The 17,894-nt window shown below is 36.5% G+C and carries 20 protein-coding genes; 8 read left to right on the top strand and 12 right to left on the bottom strand.

The features are described 5' to 3' along the window. Nucleotides 1-47 precede the first annotated feature (47 nt). The 3 genes from ACN20O_RS12430 to ACN20O_RS12440 all read right to left on the bottom strand — a co-directional run bounded on the left by ACN20O_RS12430 (nucleotide 48) and on the right by ACN20O_RS12440 (nucleotide 3,342). Nucleotides 48-569, bottom strand: a complete 522-nt coding sequence (locus ACN20O_RS12430) for a Bsp6I family type II restriction endonuclease (protein ID WP_491634240.1) — start codon at nucleotides 567-569, stop codon at nucleotides 48-50. A 73-nt stretch (nucleotides 570-642) separates the two neighbouring features. Continuing rightward, nucleotides 643-2,328 (bottom strand): DUF262 domain-containing protein, encoded by a 1,686-nt coding sequence (locus tag ACN20O_RS12435; protein ID WP_491634241.1) that lies wholly within the window; start codon nucleotides 2,326-2,328, stop codon nucleotides 643-645. Nucleotides 2,329-2,781: 453 nt separating this feature from the next. Beyond that, nucleotides 2,782-3,342, bottom strand: a complete 561-nt coding sequence (locus ACN20O_RS12440) for a TetR/AcrR family transcriptional regulator (RefSeq protein WP_491634242.1) — start codon at nucleotides 3,340-3,342, stop codon at nucleotides 2,782-2,784. Nucleotides 3,343-3,448: 106 nt separating this feature from the next. Between ACN20O_RS12440 and ACN20O_RS12445 the strand changes: the two genes are divergently transcribed. Then, nucleotides 3,449-4,570 (top strand): FAD-dependent oxidoreductase, encoded by a 1,122-nt coding sequence (locus tag ACN20O_RS12445; protein WP_491634243.1) that lies wholly within the window; start codon nucleotides 3,449-3,451, stop codon nucleotides 4,568-4,570. 21 nt (nucleotides 4,571-4,591) lie between these two features. Here ACN20O_RS12445 and ACN20O_RS12450 read toward each other — a convergent pair whose 3' ends face one another. The 3 genes from ACN20O_RS12450 to ACN20O_RS12460 all read right to left on the bottom strand — a co-directional run bounded on the left by ACN20O_RS12450 (nucleotide 4,592) and on the right by ACN20O_RS12460 (nucleotide 5,870). After that, a complete protein-coding gene (locus ACN20O_RS12450) occupies nucleotides 4,592-4,732 on the bottom strand; it encodes a hypothetical protein (protein WP_491634244.1) in 141 nt (46 codons plus the stop codon). Nucleotides 4,733-5,048: 316 nt separating this feature from the next. After that, entirely contained in the window at nucleotides 5,049-5,405 is a 357-nt protein-coding gene (locus ACN20O_RS12455) for a hypothetical protein (RefSeq protein WP_491634245.1), read from the bottom strand. A 75-nt stretch (nucleotides 5,406-5,480) separates the two neighbouring features. Beyond that, entirely contained in the window at nucleotides 5,481-5,870 is a 390-nt protein-coding gene (locus ACN20O_RS12460) for an RrF2 family transcriptional regulator (RefSeq protein WP_491634246.1), read from the bottom strand. A gap of 85 nt (nucleotides 5,871-5,955) precedes the next feature. Between ACN20O_RS12460 and ACN20O_RS12465 the strand changes: the two genes are divergently transcribed. Both ACN20O_RS12465 and ACN20O_RS12470 read left to right on the top strand, forming a co-directional pair. Further along, a complete protein-coding gene (locus tag ACN20O_RS12465) occupies nucleotides 5,956-8,232 on the top strand; it encodes a nitric-oxide reductase large subunit (protein WP_491634247.1) in 2,277 nt (758 codons plus the stop codon). Next, nucleotides 8,207-8,488, top strand: coding sequence for a TehB family protein (locus tag ACN20O_RS12470; RefSeq protein ID WP_491634248.1), 282 nt, complete (start codon nucleotides 8,207-8,209; stop codon nucleotides 8,486-8,488). The genes ACN20O_RS12465 and ACN20O_RS12470 overlap by 26 nt, the downstream gene beginning before the upstream one ends. A gap of 89 nt (nucleotides 8,489-8,577) precedes the next feature. Here ACN20O_RS12470 and ACN20O_RS12475 read toward each other — a convergent pair whose 3' ends face one another. The 3 genes from ACN20O_RS12475 to ACN20O_RS12485 all read right to left on the bottom strand — a co-directional run bounded on the left by ACN20O_RS12475 (nucleotide 8,578) and on the right by ACN20O_RS12485 (nucleotide 10,773). Next, nucleotides 8,578-8,814 (bottom strand): hypothetical protein, encoded by a 237-nt coding sequence (locus ACN20O_RS12475; protein ID WP_491634249.1) that lies wholly within the window; start codon nucleotides 8,812-8,814, stop codon nucleotides 8,578-8,580. 288 nt (nucleotides 8,815-9,102) lie between these two features. Then, complete coding sequence (locus tag ACN20O_RS12480; protein WP_491634250.1) at nucleotides 9,103-10,086, bottom strand: urea transporter; 984 nt, start codon at nucleotides 10,084-10,086, stop codon at nucleotides 9,103-9,105. A 354-nt stretch (nucleotides 10,087-10,440) separates the two neighbouring features. Next, nucleotides 10,441-10,773, bottom strand: coding sequence for a putative quinol monooxygenase (locus ACN20O_RS12485; RefSeq protein ID WP_491634251.1), 333 nt, complete (start codon nucleotides 10,771-10,773; stop codon nucleotides 10,441-10,443). Nucleotides 10,774-11,119: 346 nt separating this feature from the next. Here ACN20O_RS12485 and ACN20O_RS12490 point away from each other — a divergent pair, with 346 nt between their 5' ends. Then, nucleotides 11,120-11,752, top strand: a complete 633-nt coding sequence (locus ACN20O_RS12490; protein WP_491634252.1) for a TetR/AcrR family transcriptional regulator — start codon at nucleotides 11,120-11,122, stop codon at nucleotides 11,750-11,752. A 444-nt stretch (nucleotides 11,753-12,196) separates the two neighbouring features. On the opposite strand, the gene ACN20O_RS12495 is transcribed toward ACN20O_RS12490, so the two are convergent. Beyond that, nucleotides 12,197-13,000, bottom strand: coding sequence for a TIGR02147 family protein (locus ACN20O_RS12495; RefSeq protein ID WP_491634253.1), 804 nt, complete (start codon nucleotides 12,998-13,000; stop codon nucleotides 12,197-12,199). A 131-nt stretch (nucleotides 13,001-13,131) separates the two neighbouring features. On the opposite strand from ACN20O_RS12495, the gene ACN20O_RS12500 reads away from it, so the two are divergent. From ACN20O_RS12500 to ACN20O_RS12515, 4 genes are all read left to right on the top strand, one after another. Further along, the gene (locus tag ACN20O_RS12500; RefSeq protein WP_491634254.1) at nucleotides 13,132-13,737 is read left to right on the top strand and encodes a hypothetical protein; all 606 of its coding nucleotides are present in this window, start codon (nucleotides 13,132-13,134) and stop codon (nucleotides 13,735-13,737) included. A gap of 17 nt (nucleotides 13,738-13,754) precedes the next feature. After that, a complete protein-coding gene (locus tag ACN20O_RS12505) occupies nucleotides 13,755-14,591 on the top strand; it encodes a hypothetical protein (RefSeq protein ID WP_491634255.1) in 837 nt (278 codons plus the stop codon). Further along, nucleotides 14,591-15,250, top strand: coding sequence for a hypothetical protein (locus tag ACN20O_RS12510; RefSeq protein WP_491634256.1), 660 nt, complete (start codon nucleotides 14,591-14,593; stop codon nucleotides 15,248-15,250). Before ACN20O_RS12505 ends, ACN20O_RS12510 begins: the two co-directional genes overlap by 1 nt. Nucleotides 15,251-15,482: 232 nt before the next feature. Then, nucleotides 15,483-15,704 (top strand): hypothetical protein, encoded by a 222-nt coding sequence (locus ACN20O_RS12515; RefSeq protein WP_491634257.1) that lies wholly within the window; start codon nucleotides 15,483-15,485, stop codon nucleotides 15,702-15,704. Here ACN20O_RS12515 and ACN20O_RS12520 read toward each other — a convergent pair. After that, nucleotides 15,673-16,212 carry a CBS domain-containing protein gene (locus ACN20O_RS12520; protein WP_491634258.1) on the bottom strand — a complete coding sequence of 180 codons (540 nt, stop codon included), beginning with the start codon at nucleotides 16,210-16,212 and terminating at the stop codon, nucleotides 15,673-15,675. The genes ACN20O_RS12515 and ACN20O_RS12520 overlap by 32 nt on opposite strands. 367 nt (nucleotides 16,213-16,579) lie before the next feature. Then, a complete protein-coding gene (locus ACN20O_RS12525) occupies nucleotides 16,580-17,893 on the bottom strand; it encodes a Y-family DNA polymerase (protein WP_491634259.1) in 1,314 nt (437 codons plus the stop codon). Nucleotide 17,894 lies beyond the last annotated feature (1 nt).

Consider the following 17,894-nt stretch of genomic DNA (forward strand, 5'->3'; position numbering starts at 1 on the left):
TTACCGTTACGGACTTATGAAAATTATTTACATAGTTCATATCAGAACTAGGCTGCAGGTTTATTAATTTTTTTAATCTCATTAAGTTGCTCAAAGACAGACTGAGGAGCAAACTTATTTTCAGATAATAAAATCTTATATAAATCTGCATTATTGTTTAAAACAATCTGACTAAGTGTTATGTTAATTCGTTTTTGGCCTTTTGATTTTTCACAGAAATTTGAAATTAAATTGTAAGGAATTTTTTGAATGTGCAAACTATCGGTTTCTAATCTAAAATTAATCCAATAGAGATAATCAAATTTAGAGCACGGATTAAGTGTAACTGCCCCATAGTCGTCAGAAGTCGCTTTAACTTCTATTCTTAGATTATTTTTCTTATCGTCTAAGTCATATTCTCTTTTTACATTTTTTGCTTTTTCGAATCCATATATAAAAGCACAAAGGGTCTCAGTAAAGCCTTCGGAGAGGCGAGGAGCTTTTCCAAAATTAAACTTTTGATGTAATATAACAAGTTGTTTAAAGGTTTTATAGTATTCGATTAGAGAATATTCTATTTCATCTTTCATTTTTTTCACCTCGAAAAATAGGTAAATACTTTTTTAACGAACTCAAATTTGTTTTGAGGGGTGATTGGTAGTTTCAATTAATAGACCATAGCTTAATCGCATGACATAGGAGATCGTTAGCGCGACCTTTAATGGATTTTTCATCCCAAACCTCATCTTCTAGATACTTTTCCATGATTTTGATGCTTTTTGAGTGCTCAATCAGCCCATTCTTTTTCTTGTTTCCATTTTTTTTTGTTGTCCAACTAGCATCTCGAATTGCAGAGTTTAGCGAAGATGTAATGATAGTTAAATTTCCTAAAGTCATGAGAATCTTATCTCTTTCGCTATCGGTATGATTCTTTGCTAGTGGCCACTGGTTTCTCCACTTTTTAGGCATTATATGCTCCAGCGAGTACTCATTTGCGGCCAGAGGTGTAGTAGAGTCTTTTTTTGTGTGAAGAAATTTTTCTATTAGGTACAATATTATCTTGGCATGCTGATTGCTTAGCTTGCTTTCATGGAATGCTGTCTTTAAGTCAGAATCCATTGCCATGTTATTAGCAGTATCCTCCATTTGCTGGAATCGTTTTTTTAAGTCGTCACATCTTAGTATTTTATTACGAACAAAAGAGGAGAATATGTTGTTGTAGTTTTTTGTAGTCTCTTTACAGATTGATCTTCTGATTAAGTAAGTTTCAATAGTGGTGAAAATATTATTGCGCTCCAACTCATCAGGACAGTTTTTTAAAACGTATAAAATATAAGGAATTGCTGTTGTTATATTTAAGCCAAAAATAACGATGTTTAGACGCTCGATTGCGTTTGAAAAATCAATGTCTTCATCGAGAAGGTTCGGACTGATGTATTCTTGGTATATTTTTGCGTAGCTCATGAGCTCGTTAATAAATTCTTCATTAACACCACCAGATTCTTTTAAGAAAAGTTTATAATTACTATAAAGATTTTCAATTCCGATATATTTTTCTTTGGCCTCGCTCTGAATTAGCAAAAAAGATTGTAAAAATATGTCTATGTTTGATCTAAAGGACCGTCCTGAAGTAAGAGATCTTTCCCAGTAAAAAATAGCTTCGTCATCCTTTTCAAAAATAGACTTCCATGATCTATTATACAAAGATTCATCTTTTCTTTGAAATAGTTCGTTTTTTAAAAGCTCTGCAGTGGATAATGAAACCCCTAGGGAGTTAATTGTGTCGAAGATTTGTTGTTCATCCTCTTCCTTAGATAAATCAATGCCAACGAAGTATAAGTTATTTAGGATAGTATCCACGTTAATATCTTGAAGAAGATTCTGTTTTTTTATAAAGTAATCATAGCATTTGATAATGTTACTTGATTTATAGGTTGATCTGTCTTCTTTTGTAAGGCTTCCTGATAAGATAGCTTCAAATATCTGCACATCATTATGATTGTGTTTGAGTATGATCTCTTTATGTCTATTTAAAAAAGTCTCCATAATTTCATTGTTATTATTAGCTTCAGACCAAGCTTTAAAAAATAAAATTATAGTCGTTAACCTTTGTTGGCCATCAACAAGTATTCTCTTGTCTCCAATTCTTTCTCCACTCGAGACTTCTTGAGCTTTTAAAATGATAGACCCCATAAAATACTCTTTTTGATGAGAAGAAATATTATAGATATCCTCCAAGAAACGTTCCCAATTTTCCTCCTCCCATACATAGCTCCTTTGAAAAAAAGGAACTTCTATTAATCTTCCCTTATTGAAGATTGTGTCTAAAGATCTTTTTCCAGCTTCCATTTATTTCTCCGAGATTCTGTATGTCTGTATTCCGTTCTCATCTGGGCTATAAGGTCTTCGCGATAACTAATAAATGCATTTGATTATGATGAAGAGAAGATAGCGAGCACTGCCTCTTTTAAATCAATAAAGGGTCTAAATCGAATCATGCACTAACTATTTTATCTATATCACGGTCTGGATGCTTAATTCTGTTCGGATTATTCTAAGTCTTATTGATTCAAGTATTGCAAAAAAAAATCTCGCCTTCGATTATCGGTAACTTAGAAGGCTTTAGAAATTTTAGGATGACAAATTTTTGTGGAGGTTGATTGAAATTGCATAATTAAGTTGAAATTATATAAGCTATATTGTTACAGGATGATACACGAGTTTTGCCATTGTCGGAGGTTGAAGGTTTAAAGTAGATCTTCTTATTGGAGACGGATTATTACAAGAAAGGATGAGGTAAAACTATTCGTTCCATCCACTTCTTAGTAGTCGAAACATCTGTCTCAACGCCTCTTTCGAATTCCCTACCTTCATCGCCCTATAAAACGCATCCAACACAAACCTCGCAACCACATCCGCCTCAACATTCGAAATCTTCTTAACCTCTTTCTTAATAACCCCAGAAAGCACCACCTCATGCCTCATCCACATCTGCCCCGCATACCTCGAAAGCTCCGGCGTCTCCTCAATCAACGCCATAAACGCCTTCGCATTCTTCCTATGACTTGCCGGCACTTCACTAATCCTCTCAATCCCGGCCTTCAGAAGAGCATCAAGAATCCCTTGTCCTTTCTTCCTATTTTTCACCGAATCTACTAGCCACTGCTCAATCTCAAAGTCCTCATCAAAAACCAGCATCTCCTTCGTCGGAAAGTACTTAAAGAGAGTAGGAATAGAAACTTCCGCCAGCTCCGCGATCTCAGCAGTCGTCACATTGTAATAACCCCTTTCTAAAAAGAGTTTCGTTGCCAGGTCAGATATGGCCTTTCTCGTTTTCTGCTTTTTTAGTTGTCTTAATCCCATTTATGTCTCCGTTTTTGCTATGTTAACTTAATTAAATATTTAAGTCACTTAAGTTTTTAGTCGATTTGTGATAAACTTCAGATATTAAATTCCACAGGAGGAATTAATGAATATAATTATCATCGGCGGAGGCCTTGGCGGTTTGACTCTGGCCCGAGTCCTTTTAATCAACGGAATCAAAGCAACAGTCTACGAAGCAGAAAACTCATTAGGAGCGCGCTCTCAAGGTGGACTTTTAGACATACACGACTACAACGGGCAATTGGCCCTTAAAGATTGCAACCTTTATGAAGAATTCTTAAAGCTCATCATTCCTGGAGCAGACGCTCATCGCATTTTGGATAAAGATGCCAACATTCTTCATGAAGACCAGGATAGGGGACATGGCACGCGCCCGGAAGTTTATAGAGGTGAGCTGCGCGAGATGCTGATTAACTCTCTTCCTAGAGAGTCTATCCAGTGGGGACATAAACTCTCGTGTGTTAAATCTCTTTCAAACGGAAAACATGAAGTCACTTTCACAAATGGAGCTACTGTGGTCAGTGATCTTCTCATTGGTGCTGATGGGGCGTGGTCGAAAGTAAGGGCACTGCTCACTGATGTTGCTCCAGCTTATATCGGAACATCTTTTATTGAGCTCTACCTTTATGACATCGATAACAATCACAAATCTATCGCGAATGTCATTGGCAATGGAACCCTTATGGCACTGGCCCCTGGAAGAGGAATTCTTGGTCATAAAGAGACAAATGGAACATTTCATGCTTATGTGGCCATTAATCAATCGCAGGATTGGATTTCAAAGATCAATTTATCTGAGCCTAAAAGCGCAGCTTTAAAAATTGCAAACGAGTTTGAAGGCTGGGCAAATGACTTAAAGGCCATTATTTTAGAGGGAAAGATATCACCCAATCCAAGAGGCATTTATGCGCTTCCTGTTGGTATCAAGTGGAATCGAGTGCCGGGCGTGACTCTCATTGGTGACTCCGCTCACTTGATGTCGCCGTTTGCTGGTGAAGGGGCGAATCTTGCGCTCTATGATGGGGCAGAGCTTGGGAAGCATATTGTGAAGAATCTCAATAATATTGAAAAGGCACTGGGGGATTTTGAAGAGGAGATGTTTTTAAGAAGTGCTCATTGGGCTTATGAATCAGATAGAAATTCAAATTTATTCTTTAGCGATGAGTCTCCACAAAGCGTGATTAATTTATTTTTAGGACACAAATAATTTTTATCAGTATGTGCTATCTTAGGTGCGCTCCGCTTCACCGATTACCATTTTTTGCAATTGTTGGAATTCTTCATGATCATACTCAGCCTCTTCCATTTCGTTTTTATCCGAAATTAATATATTTCCAAATATTTCAGCTTTTTCTAGGAGTTTTTGCATATTTTGAAAATATGACATGGTATCGAATTCAATTAATACGGAATAAAATTCTAAAGATGTACAAATTGGGTTAAAATTTTCTTTTGTAAATTTATCTTTAAATAATATAATGTGCGCAGGGAAGATTGAGCTTCCTCAGAGTTTAAGGCGAGAGTGTTTAGAAATAATTAAACGACTTGATGATGATAAGTTAAGGACTGTAAAAACTATTCTAATGACATTCTAGTTTAGTCTTTGAAGGTCGGATAATAAAAAGAGAGAGTTTGATTTAAAGCTCCCTCTCTCTTTTTTTCTATGTAAATCAATAAGAAATTTTTTACGTTAAGGATGGATTAAATTCTGTAGCTAAAACTTCTCTATATTCAGTTAATAATGGTTCTGTTTCATTCATAAAATATTCTTTAAGATGAAACTTGATTAGTTTTAAATAATCTTCATGAATTTTAATATCGGTGAGCTCAATTGTTGTTGTATTTGTTGCAATTGCAAAAACTCTATCAAGGCGGGCGACTCCTTCGTGCATGGCCAATCCCGCTTCGCTTCTTAAGGAAGATGGTTTTTGAGGTAGGAATAATAAATGAGAATACTGAAAATGTTTTATCCTGTAGGTAAGGCTCCCGCTAAAGAGGATGTGCAGGAGATGTGCAGGAGATGCAGTATTCATTTCAATCATTATGGCAAAGGATATGTTTTAAAAAGAGAATAAGGTCTTTAGAGTGAAATGCTAAAATGTACTTTGTCGTCTAGATTATTTTAAATCTTGAATTTTATAATTTTTTAATTCACCCAAAAAAGAGCGCGTAGCTTTTTTTAACATCGTCTTTAATTTGCAATGCGGACTTAAAGTACAGTTAGAAGTTTCGGCATTGAAGCAGTCAACGATATCAAATTCCTCTATTTTGGAGACTAGATCGTAAAGTGTATGGTTACCATAAGCTTTATTAAATTCAATTCCACCCTTAGGCCCTAAGGTAGAATTTACGTAACCTAATTCTGAGAGTTGATTAACCGCTACGCTCAAGTGGTTCTTTGAAATATTATACGTGTCCGCGATTTCTTGAATTTTAACCCGCTGATCTTTTTGTTGTAAAAAGATCAACACTCTTAGGCAATAGTCAGTTTTTGTTGTTAGTCGCATATTTTTCTCTTTTTTATTTTACTTTGATATATTTTAAAAGTATTGATATATTTAAAATATATCAATATCAATTAATGAGGGAAGTATGCGAAAATACTGGTGGAGCCTTGTCGGCGTTTTAATTGTTACATTTACTATTTTAGGTTTTTTCGGAAGGGAGGTTTACCGTCAAGCTCCACCCATCTACAGCAAAATAAAAGCAGAAAATGGAGAAATCCTTTACACCAAAAATGATATTTTAGACGGTCAAACAGTTTGGCAATCTATAGGAGGCCAACAGATCGGTTCGATTTGGGGCCATGGTGCTTATCAGGCACCGGATTGGACTGCTGATTGGCTTCATAGAGAGCTGGTATTTTATCAGGAAATTTACAGTCAGAGTCGTTTTAATAAGACATACAAAGAGACGAGTATTGAAGAAAAAGCAATTATTAAAAATGCGATGATAGAAGATTACCGTCATTCAAAAGTAGTTAATGATGAAGTATTTATGTCAAAAACAAGGCAAGAGGCTTTTGAAAAAACTAAAGCGTATTACTTTAGTCTTTTTAGTAATAGCCCTGAATTAAGAGATGTGAGAAAAGCCTATGCCATTCATGAAAATGTTTTACCTTCACTGGAAAGAAGAGAAAAAATGATGGCCTTCTTTCATTGGTCAACATGGGCAGCCTCTACTAATCGACCAGGAGAGCGTCATACTTATACAAACAACTGGCCTCACGAGCCTTTAATCGATAATAAGCCGACAAATGAAAATATTTATTGGTCTATTTTATCAGTTATTCTTCTTTTAGGTGCAGTGGGATTTTTGACTTGGTTTTATGCTTTCAAAAAAGAGGAAGATGAAACCAGCACTACCATGCCTATGAAAGATCCGTTGAAAAATTTTCAGTTAACTCCTTCTATGAAAGCTCTTTGGAAATATTGGGGAGTTGTTATTGTTTTATTATTACTACAAATTGGATTAGGTGGAATTCTTGCCCACTATTCAGTTGAAGGACAAGATTTTTATGGCTTTCCTTTATCACAATGGCTTCCTTATTCGCTTGCAAGAACTTGGCATATTCAAATTGCATTGTTCTGGATTGCAACTTCATTTTTAGCAGCAGGTTTATTTCTTGCCCCTATTATTAATGGGGGAGTTGATCCTAAATATCAAAGATTAGGCGTAAATGTTCTCTTTGGCGCTTTATTGGTTGTAGTATTTGGATCGTTAACGGGAGAGTTATTAGCTATTCATCAAAAGTTAAATCTCGATTTAAGCTTTTGGTTTGGCCACCAAGGTTACGAATACACCGATCTTGGAAGATTTTGGCAAATTCTATTACTTGCAGGTCTTGGGATCTGGTTAGCTCTCATGCTTCGTTGTATTGCACCTGCACTAAAAATGGCAAATGATACAAAACAACTTTTACTCCTTTTTACTGCTTCAACGATTGCTATTGGGTTATTTTATGGTGGAGGTCTTTTTTATGGGGCAAGAACTCACATTAGTATCATGGAATTTTGGAGATGGTGGGTTGTTCATCTTTGGGTAGAGGGATTTTTTGAAGTTTTTGCAACAGTTGCTTTAGCATTTATTTTCGTAACACTTGGATTAATTAAACCTCGTTCCGCAACTAAAGCTTCACTATTTTCCACATCAATTTTTCTTTTGGGCGGGATTCCTGGAACATTTCATCACCTATACTTTAGTGGAACACCAACATCTATTAGTGCGATTGGCGCTTGCTTCTCTGCACTTGAAGTAGTGCCTCTCGTTTTGATTGGTATTGAAGCATTTCACACTTATAGGGTTCAACATTTAACTGGTTGGACTAAAAACTATAAATGGCCAATTATGTTCTTTGTTGCCGTCGCTTTTTGGAATTTAGTGGGAGCTGGACTATTTGGATTCTTAATTAATCCACCTATCGCTCTTTATTATATGCAAGGATTAAACACTACTGCCGTTCATGCTCACGGAGCTACTTTTGGCGTTTATGGGCTGCTTTCGCTAGGACTTGTACTCCTCATTGTTCAGACTGCATTTAAAGAAAGAGAATGGAATTCAAAAATGATTAGTCTTTCTTTTTGGGGATTTAATATTGGACTTGCACTTATGATCCTTCTAAGTCTTTTGCCAATTGGACTTATCCAATTTGCAGCATCTTTAGAAAATGGCCTTTGGTACGCTCGTGGTTCAGAAGTTATGCAAACTTCACTTATTTTAAATTTAAAATGGGTAAGAGTTATAGGTGATGTTGTTTTTGCAATTGGAGCACTGGCTTTTGCTGTAGCTGTATTGGACAAAACCGGACTTGTTAAATTAAATTCAGAAGAAACGGAAATGGAAAATGAAACAACTGCCACCGAATGTTAATGCTTATAAAAAAACAAAGGCGTTCACGGAATTAACGATTCCTGCTGGACTTCTTAAGAATCATCAAACTCTTCCAGAGGTTTGGGGAAAAATTGTAATCCTTAAAGGGAAGATTGAGTATGTGATCGAGTCCGGAGATGATGCTAATGAAGTGATTGTTTTAGATGATGGAAAATTTGGGGTTGTAGAACCCCAAGTTTTACACCATTTGAGAATTTTAGATGAAGTTGAGTTTTATGTTGAATTTTATAAATAGAATAATTCGAAGATTTTAAGTATAATAAAAAAGCCAGATTTAATCTGGCTTTTCTGTTTGAACATTTTAATTAAGTAGAGAAGGAAGTATCATCCTCCTGTCCCATTTCCACCAACTCGAACAGCTGCGCGTACTCCTGGGGTCATTTTTGACTGTTTGGAGAAGTTAATAGCCTTTACTTCTTGGCCTTCAACTTTTGAACCATCTTTAAGTGTTAGATAGTCAACTTGATCATCTGAAAATACAACAGAGCTTAATTCATTTCTATTAAGTCTAGATCCATTTTCAAGGACAATTGATTGAATATTTGTAGTTGAAGCCATCATTAAAATGGTATAGAGATGGAAGAGATAGATAGAAATTTAAGTCTTTTTCGAATTCTTCTTGATTTGTTGCCTTCATGAAATTGCACTTTTTTTGGTTGTTAAGATTAAATCTATTATAGCATTAAAATCGAAATTAACGATTAAGGGCATTTGAAGTGTATAATTTTCTTTTGAAAATAAAGGATTAATTAAGTTATAACTGCTGAACTGTTTCAATTTCTTCTCTATGAAGAATCCAGGCATCATTCAATTTTGTTGTCATGTTCATATCGATTTCTTTCTAAGATTCTAATTATTTATTTTTATTGCTGGAAAATTTGAACTGGCGAGGATGAACAACCAAGTTACTACTACGAATGGTAAGGTCATCGCAGGCATGCCAATCGGTTCAAAGGCTCCAGATAATGCTGCAAAAGCTACTGGTGTTAAGGCTGTTCCTAGTATTGCGTAAATGAATGCTGTCTTGTTTGGTTTGAGAAAGATACTACCTAATGCGATTGCGGTTAGTACAGAATTAAAGCCAAATGCTCCTGATCGTATTGCTGGCTCACTAGCTCCGAGGAGCCAAGCACAAGCTATTCCCATGATTGATCCGACAATGGCCATTGTAAAACATCTTCGAGAACCTATAAGAAGACCAATTAAAAATAATGCACCTGTAACCATATTTTCTTGAAAAAAAACTTGAGACACACCTTTAAGTAGCCCCTCAAAGAAAGTCGTTGCAGATACAATTCCTTCAACATGCGCTGTCTGCGGTAAGCCTGCGTTTGGTAGGAATTGAGTAGTTTCGAGTCGCCCGAAGCGTGCGCAGGCCATTAAGAAACACAAGGTAGTAAATACGAACGGTGCAGTGAGTGTTGGCAACTTCAATGATTCAAATAATCGCAGAGTTGCCGCCATCAAAATACTTGATACTGCTGCCGCAATGACTAGATAACCTATTGAGAGAGGGCTGGGGTGAAGAAAGAACAGTAAGCCAATTGCAGAGAGTGTTCCATTAAACCCAAAAAGACCACTTTTAATTTGTGCGATATCTGCTCGCAAGAGACTTGCCGTGAGTGTGCTAACTACAGCGCCAAAAAATGCAGCGAATCCAAAAAGCACAGAGTTGTAAAATATGCCGCATAAAAAGAGAATGCCAGCGAAGGAATTGTTTTGAAATAGGACTTGGCCGATTCCACGAAATATTGAATCTAAAAAAGAAAGTGTCTTTGAAAGGAAAGTTTCTCCTTCTATTCTGAAACCATCATGCGTGATTTTAAATTGCATAAAATTTTCCTTATTCGTTATCCTTTCAGAGTACCATTATGTTCTGAATATTTGAATAAAAACGAGTTAATTAAAGACCACTATCTGCTAGGCATACGCATAGCCTTTGGCCACTTTGATGCCTTGGATTCTTGAATAAGGTGAAACTGTGCCTTACGGACTTGGTTGATGACTTCTGGAAGATTGCCACTGGCAACGGCGGCAAAAGCCAATACGTCTGCGATTTTTATTAAAGACATTTTTAGAAACAAGTTTTGTTAAAACAATGGACTGCTCGCTGTGTGCAATAAGCCTAACAGGATAAGAAATACCGAGGACAGACGACTAACGCCATCCTCGATATTTATGAAATACTTAGTGTGATCCTGAAAGGACATCAAAAACTTGAAAGTTCTTGAGCACTCCATTTTCCCAACCACCCTCGATAAGATCCGCGGCTTTTTGTTTCAGGCTCGCCGCTACCTGTCCGTTAAGGTGAGCATCCTGACCTGCTTGATTATTGAAGAAGTCAATAATTGCAAATGTGTTGTTATTGATTCTGACTGAAAACCAACACACGGTCTGAGGCTCAGTACTTGTGACTGCTGCGGCACCACCTGCGAGAAAGTTTTGGAGTTCCTGTTCTTTTCCAGGCTTTGCTGTAAGTGTGATAAAGTTTGCAATTTTAACGTCTGTGTTAACTTTCATTTTTTTCTCCTTATTTTAAAGAAAGTTTTCTTACTTTAGGTAAGAGTAGAGAGGAGTTCAACTTCCTTGCCACTGCAAGTTGGATATCAAAAATAATCTGATCATCTTTTGAAGTGTTTTAGTTTTATCTTTATTGACTCCTGTTAAAGTTTATGTGATTATTATACCGATTGGTACAATAATCAATTTATTTTTTAGGATTTTTAATGTCATCAACAAGGCTCAAAGGGGAACATGTTTCTCTTTCTGGTGATCTCCCAGAAAATGGTACAAAGATTTCTTTAAAAAAACTTGTCTCAGAGATAACGCAAGATCCCGACTATGCTTCTGCGCTTAAGGCTTTGGAGTGCTAAAACTCATTATGGGGGGGATTGTGAAAACTAGAGGTAGACCGAAGACATTTGAAGTTGAAACTGTGCTCGACAAAATTGTTCATCTTTTTTGGCAGCACGGTTATGATCACGTTTCGACTGAGGATATTTGTCAGCTCACAGGTCTGAGCAAGCCCAGCCTCTACCTTGAGTTTGGAAACAAGGAAGAGCTTTTCATTTCTTGCGTTAAGTATTACAACGAAAACTACGCCTCAAAGATCGTCATGCTGATGGATGATTATCTTGATCCTGTGGAGGGCGTTGAGAAAATGCTCTATAAAGCGAAAAATCAGTTTACCGATCCTGATTTCCCCAGCGGTTGCCTTGCACTTACTGGCCTTGCCGAAATCGCTGGGAAGTCTCAAAAAATTGATTCACTCATTCGGCAGGTTCAGTCTTCTTTCATCAAGGTGATTCAAGATTACTTTGATCGCACTCTCAAGCGGTCCACAAAAAATCATCGAACTGCGGCAGAGTATGTTGTGGGGCAACTTTACGCCCTTGCCGTCTTTTCAAAAACTAACAGTGACTTTTTTGATTTAGATAAGTTTGTTAAGATCGCTAGCTTTACAACAGGGCAGATTCTAGGCAAGAAAATTAAATCTTAATCAAGCAGAGTCTTAGAAGTACTCTTTCCATGTAAATCCTTCACCGCTCGAGAATACTTGACCTGCACCCAAAAAACTGGACTATTCAAAACCTCACACTCTGCGGAGCTTATCGAGTATTGAATCGAATGACAGGTTTGTCTCTACTTATGGAAGACTAGCTTTCATTCAAAAAATGGCTCGACTTAAAAATTCAAAATCACGATGCGTTTTATATTTTTTTTGATACGTACGTGAGTGGGGCAAAGGCCACTGCTGTAGCCTATAGTCTTGAGCTGGCCAAAAAATATAGCTCCAAAGCAGGTGCGAATATCCAATTTAATCCTGTGATGACCATCGATAAAGAAATTATCTTGCAGCAACATTTGTTTATTCTAAAACGTAGAAGTTTACAGTCTTTCTTTGCTGGCAATAAAAAAAACTCGGATTGAATTTAAAACTCTCTCATATTTTAAACCAATCAATATTAAGGCACGCAAGCTCTTCTTCTTTAGAAGGATCGACAATCTTAAATACTTCATCCAGACATTCCACTAGTTTTTGACGAACAAGTGGGATGTCTGATTTCGCAATGGAAACAGGACTCGTAAAAAATAATTCTTCCGCGTCGACATTTTCCATTCGAGAAAAAGCTTTTAATCTCCAGTTCTGATGATGCCTGGAAATGAGAGGGGAGTTCGCTGAGAGGTGAGTGCTTTGGACTGCCATTTTATATTTTTCATCTTCAATTTTGATGAGTCCGTACGCCAAAAGAAAATCCAGGATACTCCTCACTGTATTCTTAGAGATTTTTAAACGCGAAGAAATATCATCAATATCTTGATACTGAGATATCGAGGTAAGAAGTCTTATGGCCGAATAGCTCCATGATGAATAGAACTGAGCTTTTGCATTCTCGTCAAGATCTTTCGATTCCCCCATCCTTTTTTGAAGGTCGGAGGCTTCCTTCTTGAGGTCGTTGAGTTTCTTTTTGAAATAGTTTCGCACAGTCGTTTTACCTGCTCTTTGGTAATTTACAGAAGTGATGAAATACTCCATCTCAAATGAATTAAGAGCTAGGTAACTTCCAACCTCATAAGCCTGGTCAATGGTGAAATCTCGTTCTTTTTTTAGCACGAGGGTTACTGTCGCAGGATTCATGGAGCATGACTGAGCGATAGCCGCTAGGAGGCCATAGCCTTTGTTCGCTTTTGATTGAGTAAAATCAATAAGATAATCTCGATAGTCATCATAAGTGTATAAATTCATAACACTAGAATAAGTTATTTTTACAAATTTACAAAAAATAAATGATTTGTCTGTATTATTTATAAAATGTATATTGCATCGAGTCTTTTGCTCGGATATTGTGCCTCAACAAAACATAGATGGAGAAATTTATGAAAATTCTTTTATTAACTTTTTCGATGTTAATGAGTGTTCAGGCAGGGCTGGCAAAGGATTTGGGAGGTTCAGATCGTGGCGGTGGAGACGCAAAAGTCATCCGCTCTTTGATCATGCAAACCAAGAGAGAGAAATTAATCAAGGCCGTCGTGAATGCTTTTTCAGACCAACCTAATAATTTAGGAACGAGTGTACGTGGCTCCCTTTCATGGCTTGCTACAGGACGTCAGAAGTTTTCAGATGAGAAAGCAGAAATTATCCTAAAGGATATGATCGCTAAAGGCTTTGGGCGTGATCTGGCAAAAACAAAATTCGTCATGTCTGAACGTTGTGTGGACCGCTTCAACATCGAAAGAACGGCGGTTGCTACGATGAATGTTCCGGCCTCTGATATTTGTATCAATCCAGCAAGACTGGTTGATGAATTCGGCCCATATATTCAAGACAGCGACATTATGGGGCTCATGATCCACGAGTTCGCACATCATTATGGATATGAGGACAAAGATCATTTTTTAGCTTCATCAGTTGCGATGGATTATCAACTAGACAACGAGGATCGCAATCAAGATGGTGCTCCCCTTAATTACTTAATCAAATAAAAACAAAAGGAAAATATATGAATTTAAAAATGTCATTAGCACTTATTATGTTTGGACTTCTTTCGCAGTCTTCATTCGCAAAAATTAAGGAATCTTACAGCGGTCATAGGCCCCTTACTCTCGAAGAAAAGAAAGAACTTTGTTACAATAATACCATAGGTAAATACAGAGAAGTCTCTCTGATCCAGGCGGGAGATGGCTCTGGGATGGGGTATGATTTTTCTAAAACAAAAAGTCTGATTGTTGATTCCAGAGTGAACGTTCAATATAAGCTTGATAATGGAACGGATGCAGTCCTTGCATGTTTTTATGAAAAGTCGACGATTCATTTTGAAGCAGCGACTTCCCAGTCTTTAGGAAAAATTTTGGTTAATGTTGATTCAAAAAAATTTTCTGAGTCGGAACAGTTTGATGCTAAACTACAGGACATGCAAAAAGAAGGACCTTATGAATGGTCTTCTTCAAAATATTATACAGACTTGTTAATAAAAGTTTTTGCTCCCATTACTGCAAGCGAAATAGTGAATCTTCCCATTGAAATCAAAACCAGTTATAAGGTGATATTTGAAGTTAATGACAAGAGTATACCGACAATCATTAGTAATCCTTATGAGCTTACGATGTTGGGAGAAGAAGTGTACGTGCACTATGCAGATGCCGGGGATCACCTTACTCCTTACATGACTCTCTTCACTCACGAAGGCTTAAGAGGCCTTATAAAAAACTTGTATGATTCTTCTGCGGTTCTTTGTAACAAACTTACTAAGGAGAAGTTTGAATCAGAGCTTGTTAAGCTTGGAATGCTTAATATGATTGAAACTTATTATGACCGTCAGTGCCCGGAGCAGAAATAATGAAAACAACAATTCTAATTTTAACATTGGCAATTTTGACTTCGATATCAGAGGCTTCGTGTTTACCGGCCCCCGATCAATATAAGCAGTCTCTAAAATATGTACTCACTGATTTTTTTAGTCGAGATGAAAATAGTGTTATTGGTCTTTCGTCGGGGAGATTAGGTGTCTCCGTGGTTAACGATGAAGTTATCGATCAGACAAGTGAAGGGTACACGTCCAGAGTGACTTTAAGATCCAGTTATGGGCAATTGAGTGATGAATTTGGAGTGAAAGTTCGCAAGACTGTTTATGTCATTGATGCGATTAATGATTGTAAAGATTTTGAGATCAAGTCTGTTTTTAGTGAACCATCATTCGAGATTGAAGCAGATATGACACTAAGTCAGGTCGTGAAAGCAGTGATGAAAAGCTACTTAGATGGCAATGACATTATTCCGATGAACTCTCATTCGGGTGATCACTCGTTGCGTATTCATACACCGGTGATATGTTCAGACGGCAAATATGCCAGCGTGAACGTTTTGCGAAGTCATCATGGAGCTACGGGAATTCTAAGGAAGGTTTCCAGCTTTCTTGTTAATCTTAATACTAAAGATGTAGAAGAGGTTTTTGTACGTCCTGGGCAATTACTTACTAATATGTGCAAGGCTCAATAAAATTTGAAAATGATTGTATTATTTTCAATTGCATTTTTAAGTTTTAAGCTCATGGTCGCTCATATTGATTGTGCTGTCTCTTACGACGGCACAAAAAAATTGGTATCGTTCCAGTGAATAAAATCCGTATAGATGAGGATTATTCTTCTATGTCGTGAAGCAGACTTTAAACGCGAGTGGCAATGAGCAGAGCAGCCTCTAAAAAAACAACCGCGAGAGTAAAAAAGGGCAAATGACGAGTAATGAATTTTCTCATATCTTTGATGATATTATTGAAAATCTAGAAACGATGAGCAATAACATTGGAGAAATCTCACTTGCTTCTAAGGAGCAAGATGAAGGTATTATTCAGATCAATGAAGCTTTAAATCAAGTGACAGAAGTTGGACAGGTAATTAAAAACCTATTTAAACAACGAAATTTTAAAACATTACTAAACGATTTTTTATCATGACCTTAAGAATATCTGTTCTGGATATTATTCCGATTAATTTTTGATTTTTATCTATGACTGGAAGGCAACTTATTTTTTCTTCAATAAGTACGGAGGCAATATTTTCTAAAGAACTTTCTTCATCAGTTATAATTAGAACACTACTCATAATATTTTTTGCTTTAAGAAAATAAAAAGTACCAGACATATCAATTTTAAGAATATCTCTGTCTGAGACAATCCCCATTATTTTTCCATGGTGGGTAATCGGAATATGTCGTATTCCTTTTTTCTGCATTAATTCTTTAATATCTTTTAATAAAGTTTCTGGATTAACAGATTCAACGGGTGAAGTCATGATGTTGATTGCATAAAAATCAATTTGTTTTATTTTCTCTGCTTTAGTTTCTGGATTTGGAATTTCACCATGAATAAGTGTCTTTTCCAGTCTTGGTCCCTTGATATTTCCCTTAAGATATTCGAATGAAAAAGGATGTAAAATTCCATTTGTAGACATGTAAAATGCCATATACAAACCTCTGATGAAGCATAATGTTTTTAAAAGAATAACTTAAAATAGCTTCTTGGTGAATGCATTTAGAAGATTTGCTGAGAGATTGAAATAATCTTAATCTTTAGTTTTTATTTACAGTAGACTGCTACTAAGTTATTGTTATTTCTAGGGGGGGGTATGAAGTTCCCTTGACCTGACCCCAAATGCTAGACTACTTTTAGTCTCACATCCTGATCAAAACCGTTTATCTTTTTCATTTTTTATCCCTCTACATGTTAAAGTTTAACAGAGTGTGAGGTTTTGAATAGTCCAGTTTTTTGGGGGCAGGTCAAAGTCGTTGAAAGGGAGCATGTAGTTTAATAACTCCATTTATTTCCTCTTATTATTTTATCTTGGATATGACTTGGTCAATTTTTGGGACTTCGGTCCATTTCGTGCAATATGAAGGTGTCATCATCGGTCTAGCTGCCTCAAAATTTCCGTTACCAATTCCACAAGCTGCACTTCGAATGGAGTCAGACCTGAACTTGGAATTGATTTTATCAATTGTTTCCATAAGGCTAATTCTTTTTGGATCATCATCTTCTTCAAAAAGAGAGCATTGATGAGATTCAAAATCTTGAATTTTAGATAACGTGATACCGATCTTTTTATATTCGTATTTTGAGTCATAAAGGCGATCTAAAAGCATCCAAACTGCCTTAATGAGTTTTACCGTATCCATTGTATATGAAGGAAGTGTCATTCTATCGCTAACTCCTGTTTGTGGAAGTTCTGGATGATGGATATCGGTGATTAAGAATAGACTGACTTGCTTGCAAACTGATCCTTCACGTCTCATTTCTTCAGAGGCTAAAGTCGTGTAAGTCGCTAGCGATTCTCTGAGATAATTAATATCATTTGTTTTATTTCCTAAGGTTCTAGCGTGAGAAATTTCTTCTTTCTTATCAACTGGTTCATCAATCCTAAAGCATTGGATGCCTTGGAGTTCTAGTTGAATTTTCCTTCCATTAATTGTTAGGAGTTTTTGAATTTTTTCAATGTATGGATAGTCTCTAAATTGCTTGGCATTATGAATACCTAATTTCCTTAGCTGCTTGCCACGCGCACTTCCAATTCCCCAAAGCTTTTCAATAGGAGTATTTTCTAAAGTCCAATCGAGATTATGTTCAGTTACTTCATAGACGCCTTTATACATTGAATTCTTTTTAGGAAATTTCACAGCAATTTTTACAAGTGTAATATTAGGCCCGATTCCAACGCAGCCTTGTAAGCGAGTCTCTTGATAAACACTGTCTATTATTTTTAGCCCAAAATGGGTTCGATCCTCTTGTTTGATATGATTGATATCAAAAAGACCTTCGTCGATTGAATATATTTTTAAGAAAGAGGTGAATCTTCTTAGAGTTGTGAATAATAACCTGGAAATATAACCATAGGTTTCAAAGTTCGCCGAAAAAACATGAACATGGTTTCCTTTCGCTGTCTTTTGTATCTCCCAAGCGGTGACGCCAATGTCTACACCAAGATCTTTTGCTTCTTTTGAAGCAGCAATAACGATTCCACCAGTGTTACCTAGAATAGCAATAGGATCGCCACGAATTTCAGGTCGAAATATTCCTTCAACATTCGCATAGAACCCATTAGCATCAAAAATGGCAATGCTCTTTTCACTGAACAAACTTTTGTAAGACACT

Source organism: Bacteriovorax sp. As-1, assembly GCF_058446905.1.

What these genes read in the sequence shown, in the direction of transcription:
- ACN20O_RS12500 (WP_491634254.1), top strand. Translation starts at nt 13,132, where the DNA reads ATGAAAATTCTTTTATTAACTTTTTCGATGTTAATGAGTGTTCAGGCA.
- ACN20O_RS12435 (WP_491634241.1), bottom strand. Translation starts at nt 2,328, where the DNA reads ATGGAAGCTGGAAAAAGATCTTTAGACACAATCTTCAATAAGGGAAGA.
- ACN20O_RS12480 (WP_491634250.1), bottom strand. Translation starts at nt 10,086, where the DNA reads ATGCAATTTAAAATCACGCATGATGGTTTCAGAATAGAAGGAGAAACT.
- ACN20O_RS12450 (WP_491634244.1), bottom strand. Translation starts at nt 4,732, where the DNA reads ATGCAAAAACTCCTAGAAAAAGCTGAAATATTTGGAAATATATTAATT.
- ACN20O_RS12475 (WP_491634249.1), bottom strand. Translation starts at nt 8,814, where the DNA reads ATGATGGCTTCAACTACAAATATTCAATCAATTGTCCTTGAAAATGGA.
- ACN20O_RS12445 (WP_491634243.1), top strand. Translation starts at nt 3,449, where the DNA reads ATGAATATAATTATCATCGGCGGAGGCCTTGGCGGTTTGACTCTGGCC.
- ACN20O_RS12505 (WP_491634255.1), top strand. Translation starts at nt 13,755, where the DNA reads ATGAATTTAAAAATGTCATTAGCACTTATTATGTTTGGACTTCTTTCG.
- ACN20O_RS12520 (WP_491634258.1), bottom strand. Translation starts at nt 16,212, where the DNA reads ATGGCATTTTACATGTCTACAAATGGAATTTTACATCCTTTTTCATTC.
- ACN20O_RS12495 (WP_491634253.1), bottom strand. Translation starts at nt 13,000, where the DNA reads ATGAATTTATACACTTATGATGACTATCGAGATTATCTTATTGATTTT.
- ACN20O_RS12515 (WP_491634257.1), top strand. Translation starts at nt 15,483, where the DNA reads ATGACGAGTAATGAATTTTCTCATATCTTTGATGATATTATTGAAAAT.
- ACN20O_RS12440 (WP_491634242.1), bottom strand. Translation starts at nt 3,342, where the DNA reads ATGGGATTAAGACAACTAAAAAAGCAGAAAACGAGAAAGGCCATATCT.
- ACN20O_RS12485 (WP_491634251.1), bottom strand. Translation starts at nt 10,773, where the DNA reads ATGAAAGTTAACACAGACGTTAAAATTGCAAACTTTATCACACTTACA.
- ACN20O_RS12470 (WP_491634248.1), top strand. Translation starts at nt 8,207, where the DNA reads ATGAAACAACTGCCACCGAATGTTAATGCTTATAAAAAAACAAAGGCG.
- ACN20O_RS12460 (WP_491634246.1), bottom strand. Translation starts at nt 5,870, where the DNA reads ATGCGACTAACAACAAAAACTGACTATTGCCTAAGAGTGTTGATCTTT.
- ACN20O_RS12455 (WP_491634245.1), bottom strand. Translation starts at nt 5,405, where the DNA reads ATGATTGAAATGAATACTGCATCTCCTGCACATCTCCTGCACATCCTC.
- ACN20O_RS12430 (WP_491634240.1), bottom strand. Translation starts at nt 569, where the DNA reads ATGAAAGATGAAATAGAATATTCTCTAATCGAATACTATAAAACCTTT.
- ACN20O_RS12465 (WP_491634247.1), top strand. Translation starts at nt 5,956, where the DNA reads ATGCGAAAATACTGGTGGAGCCTTGTCGGCGTTTTAATTGTTACATTT.
- ACN20O_RS12510 (WP_491634256.1), top strand. Translation starts at nt 14,591, where the DNA reads ATGAAAACAACAATTCTAATTTTAACATTGGCAATTTTGACTTCGATA.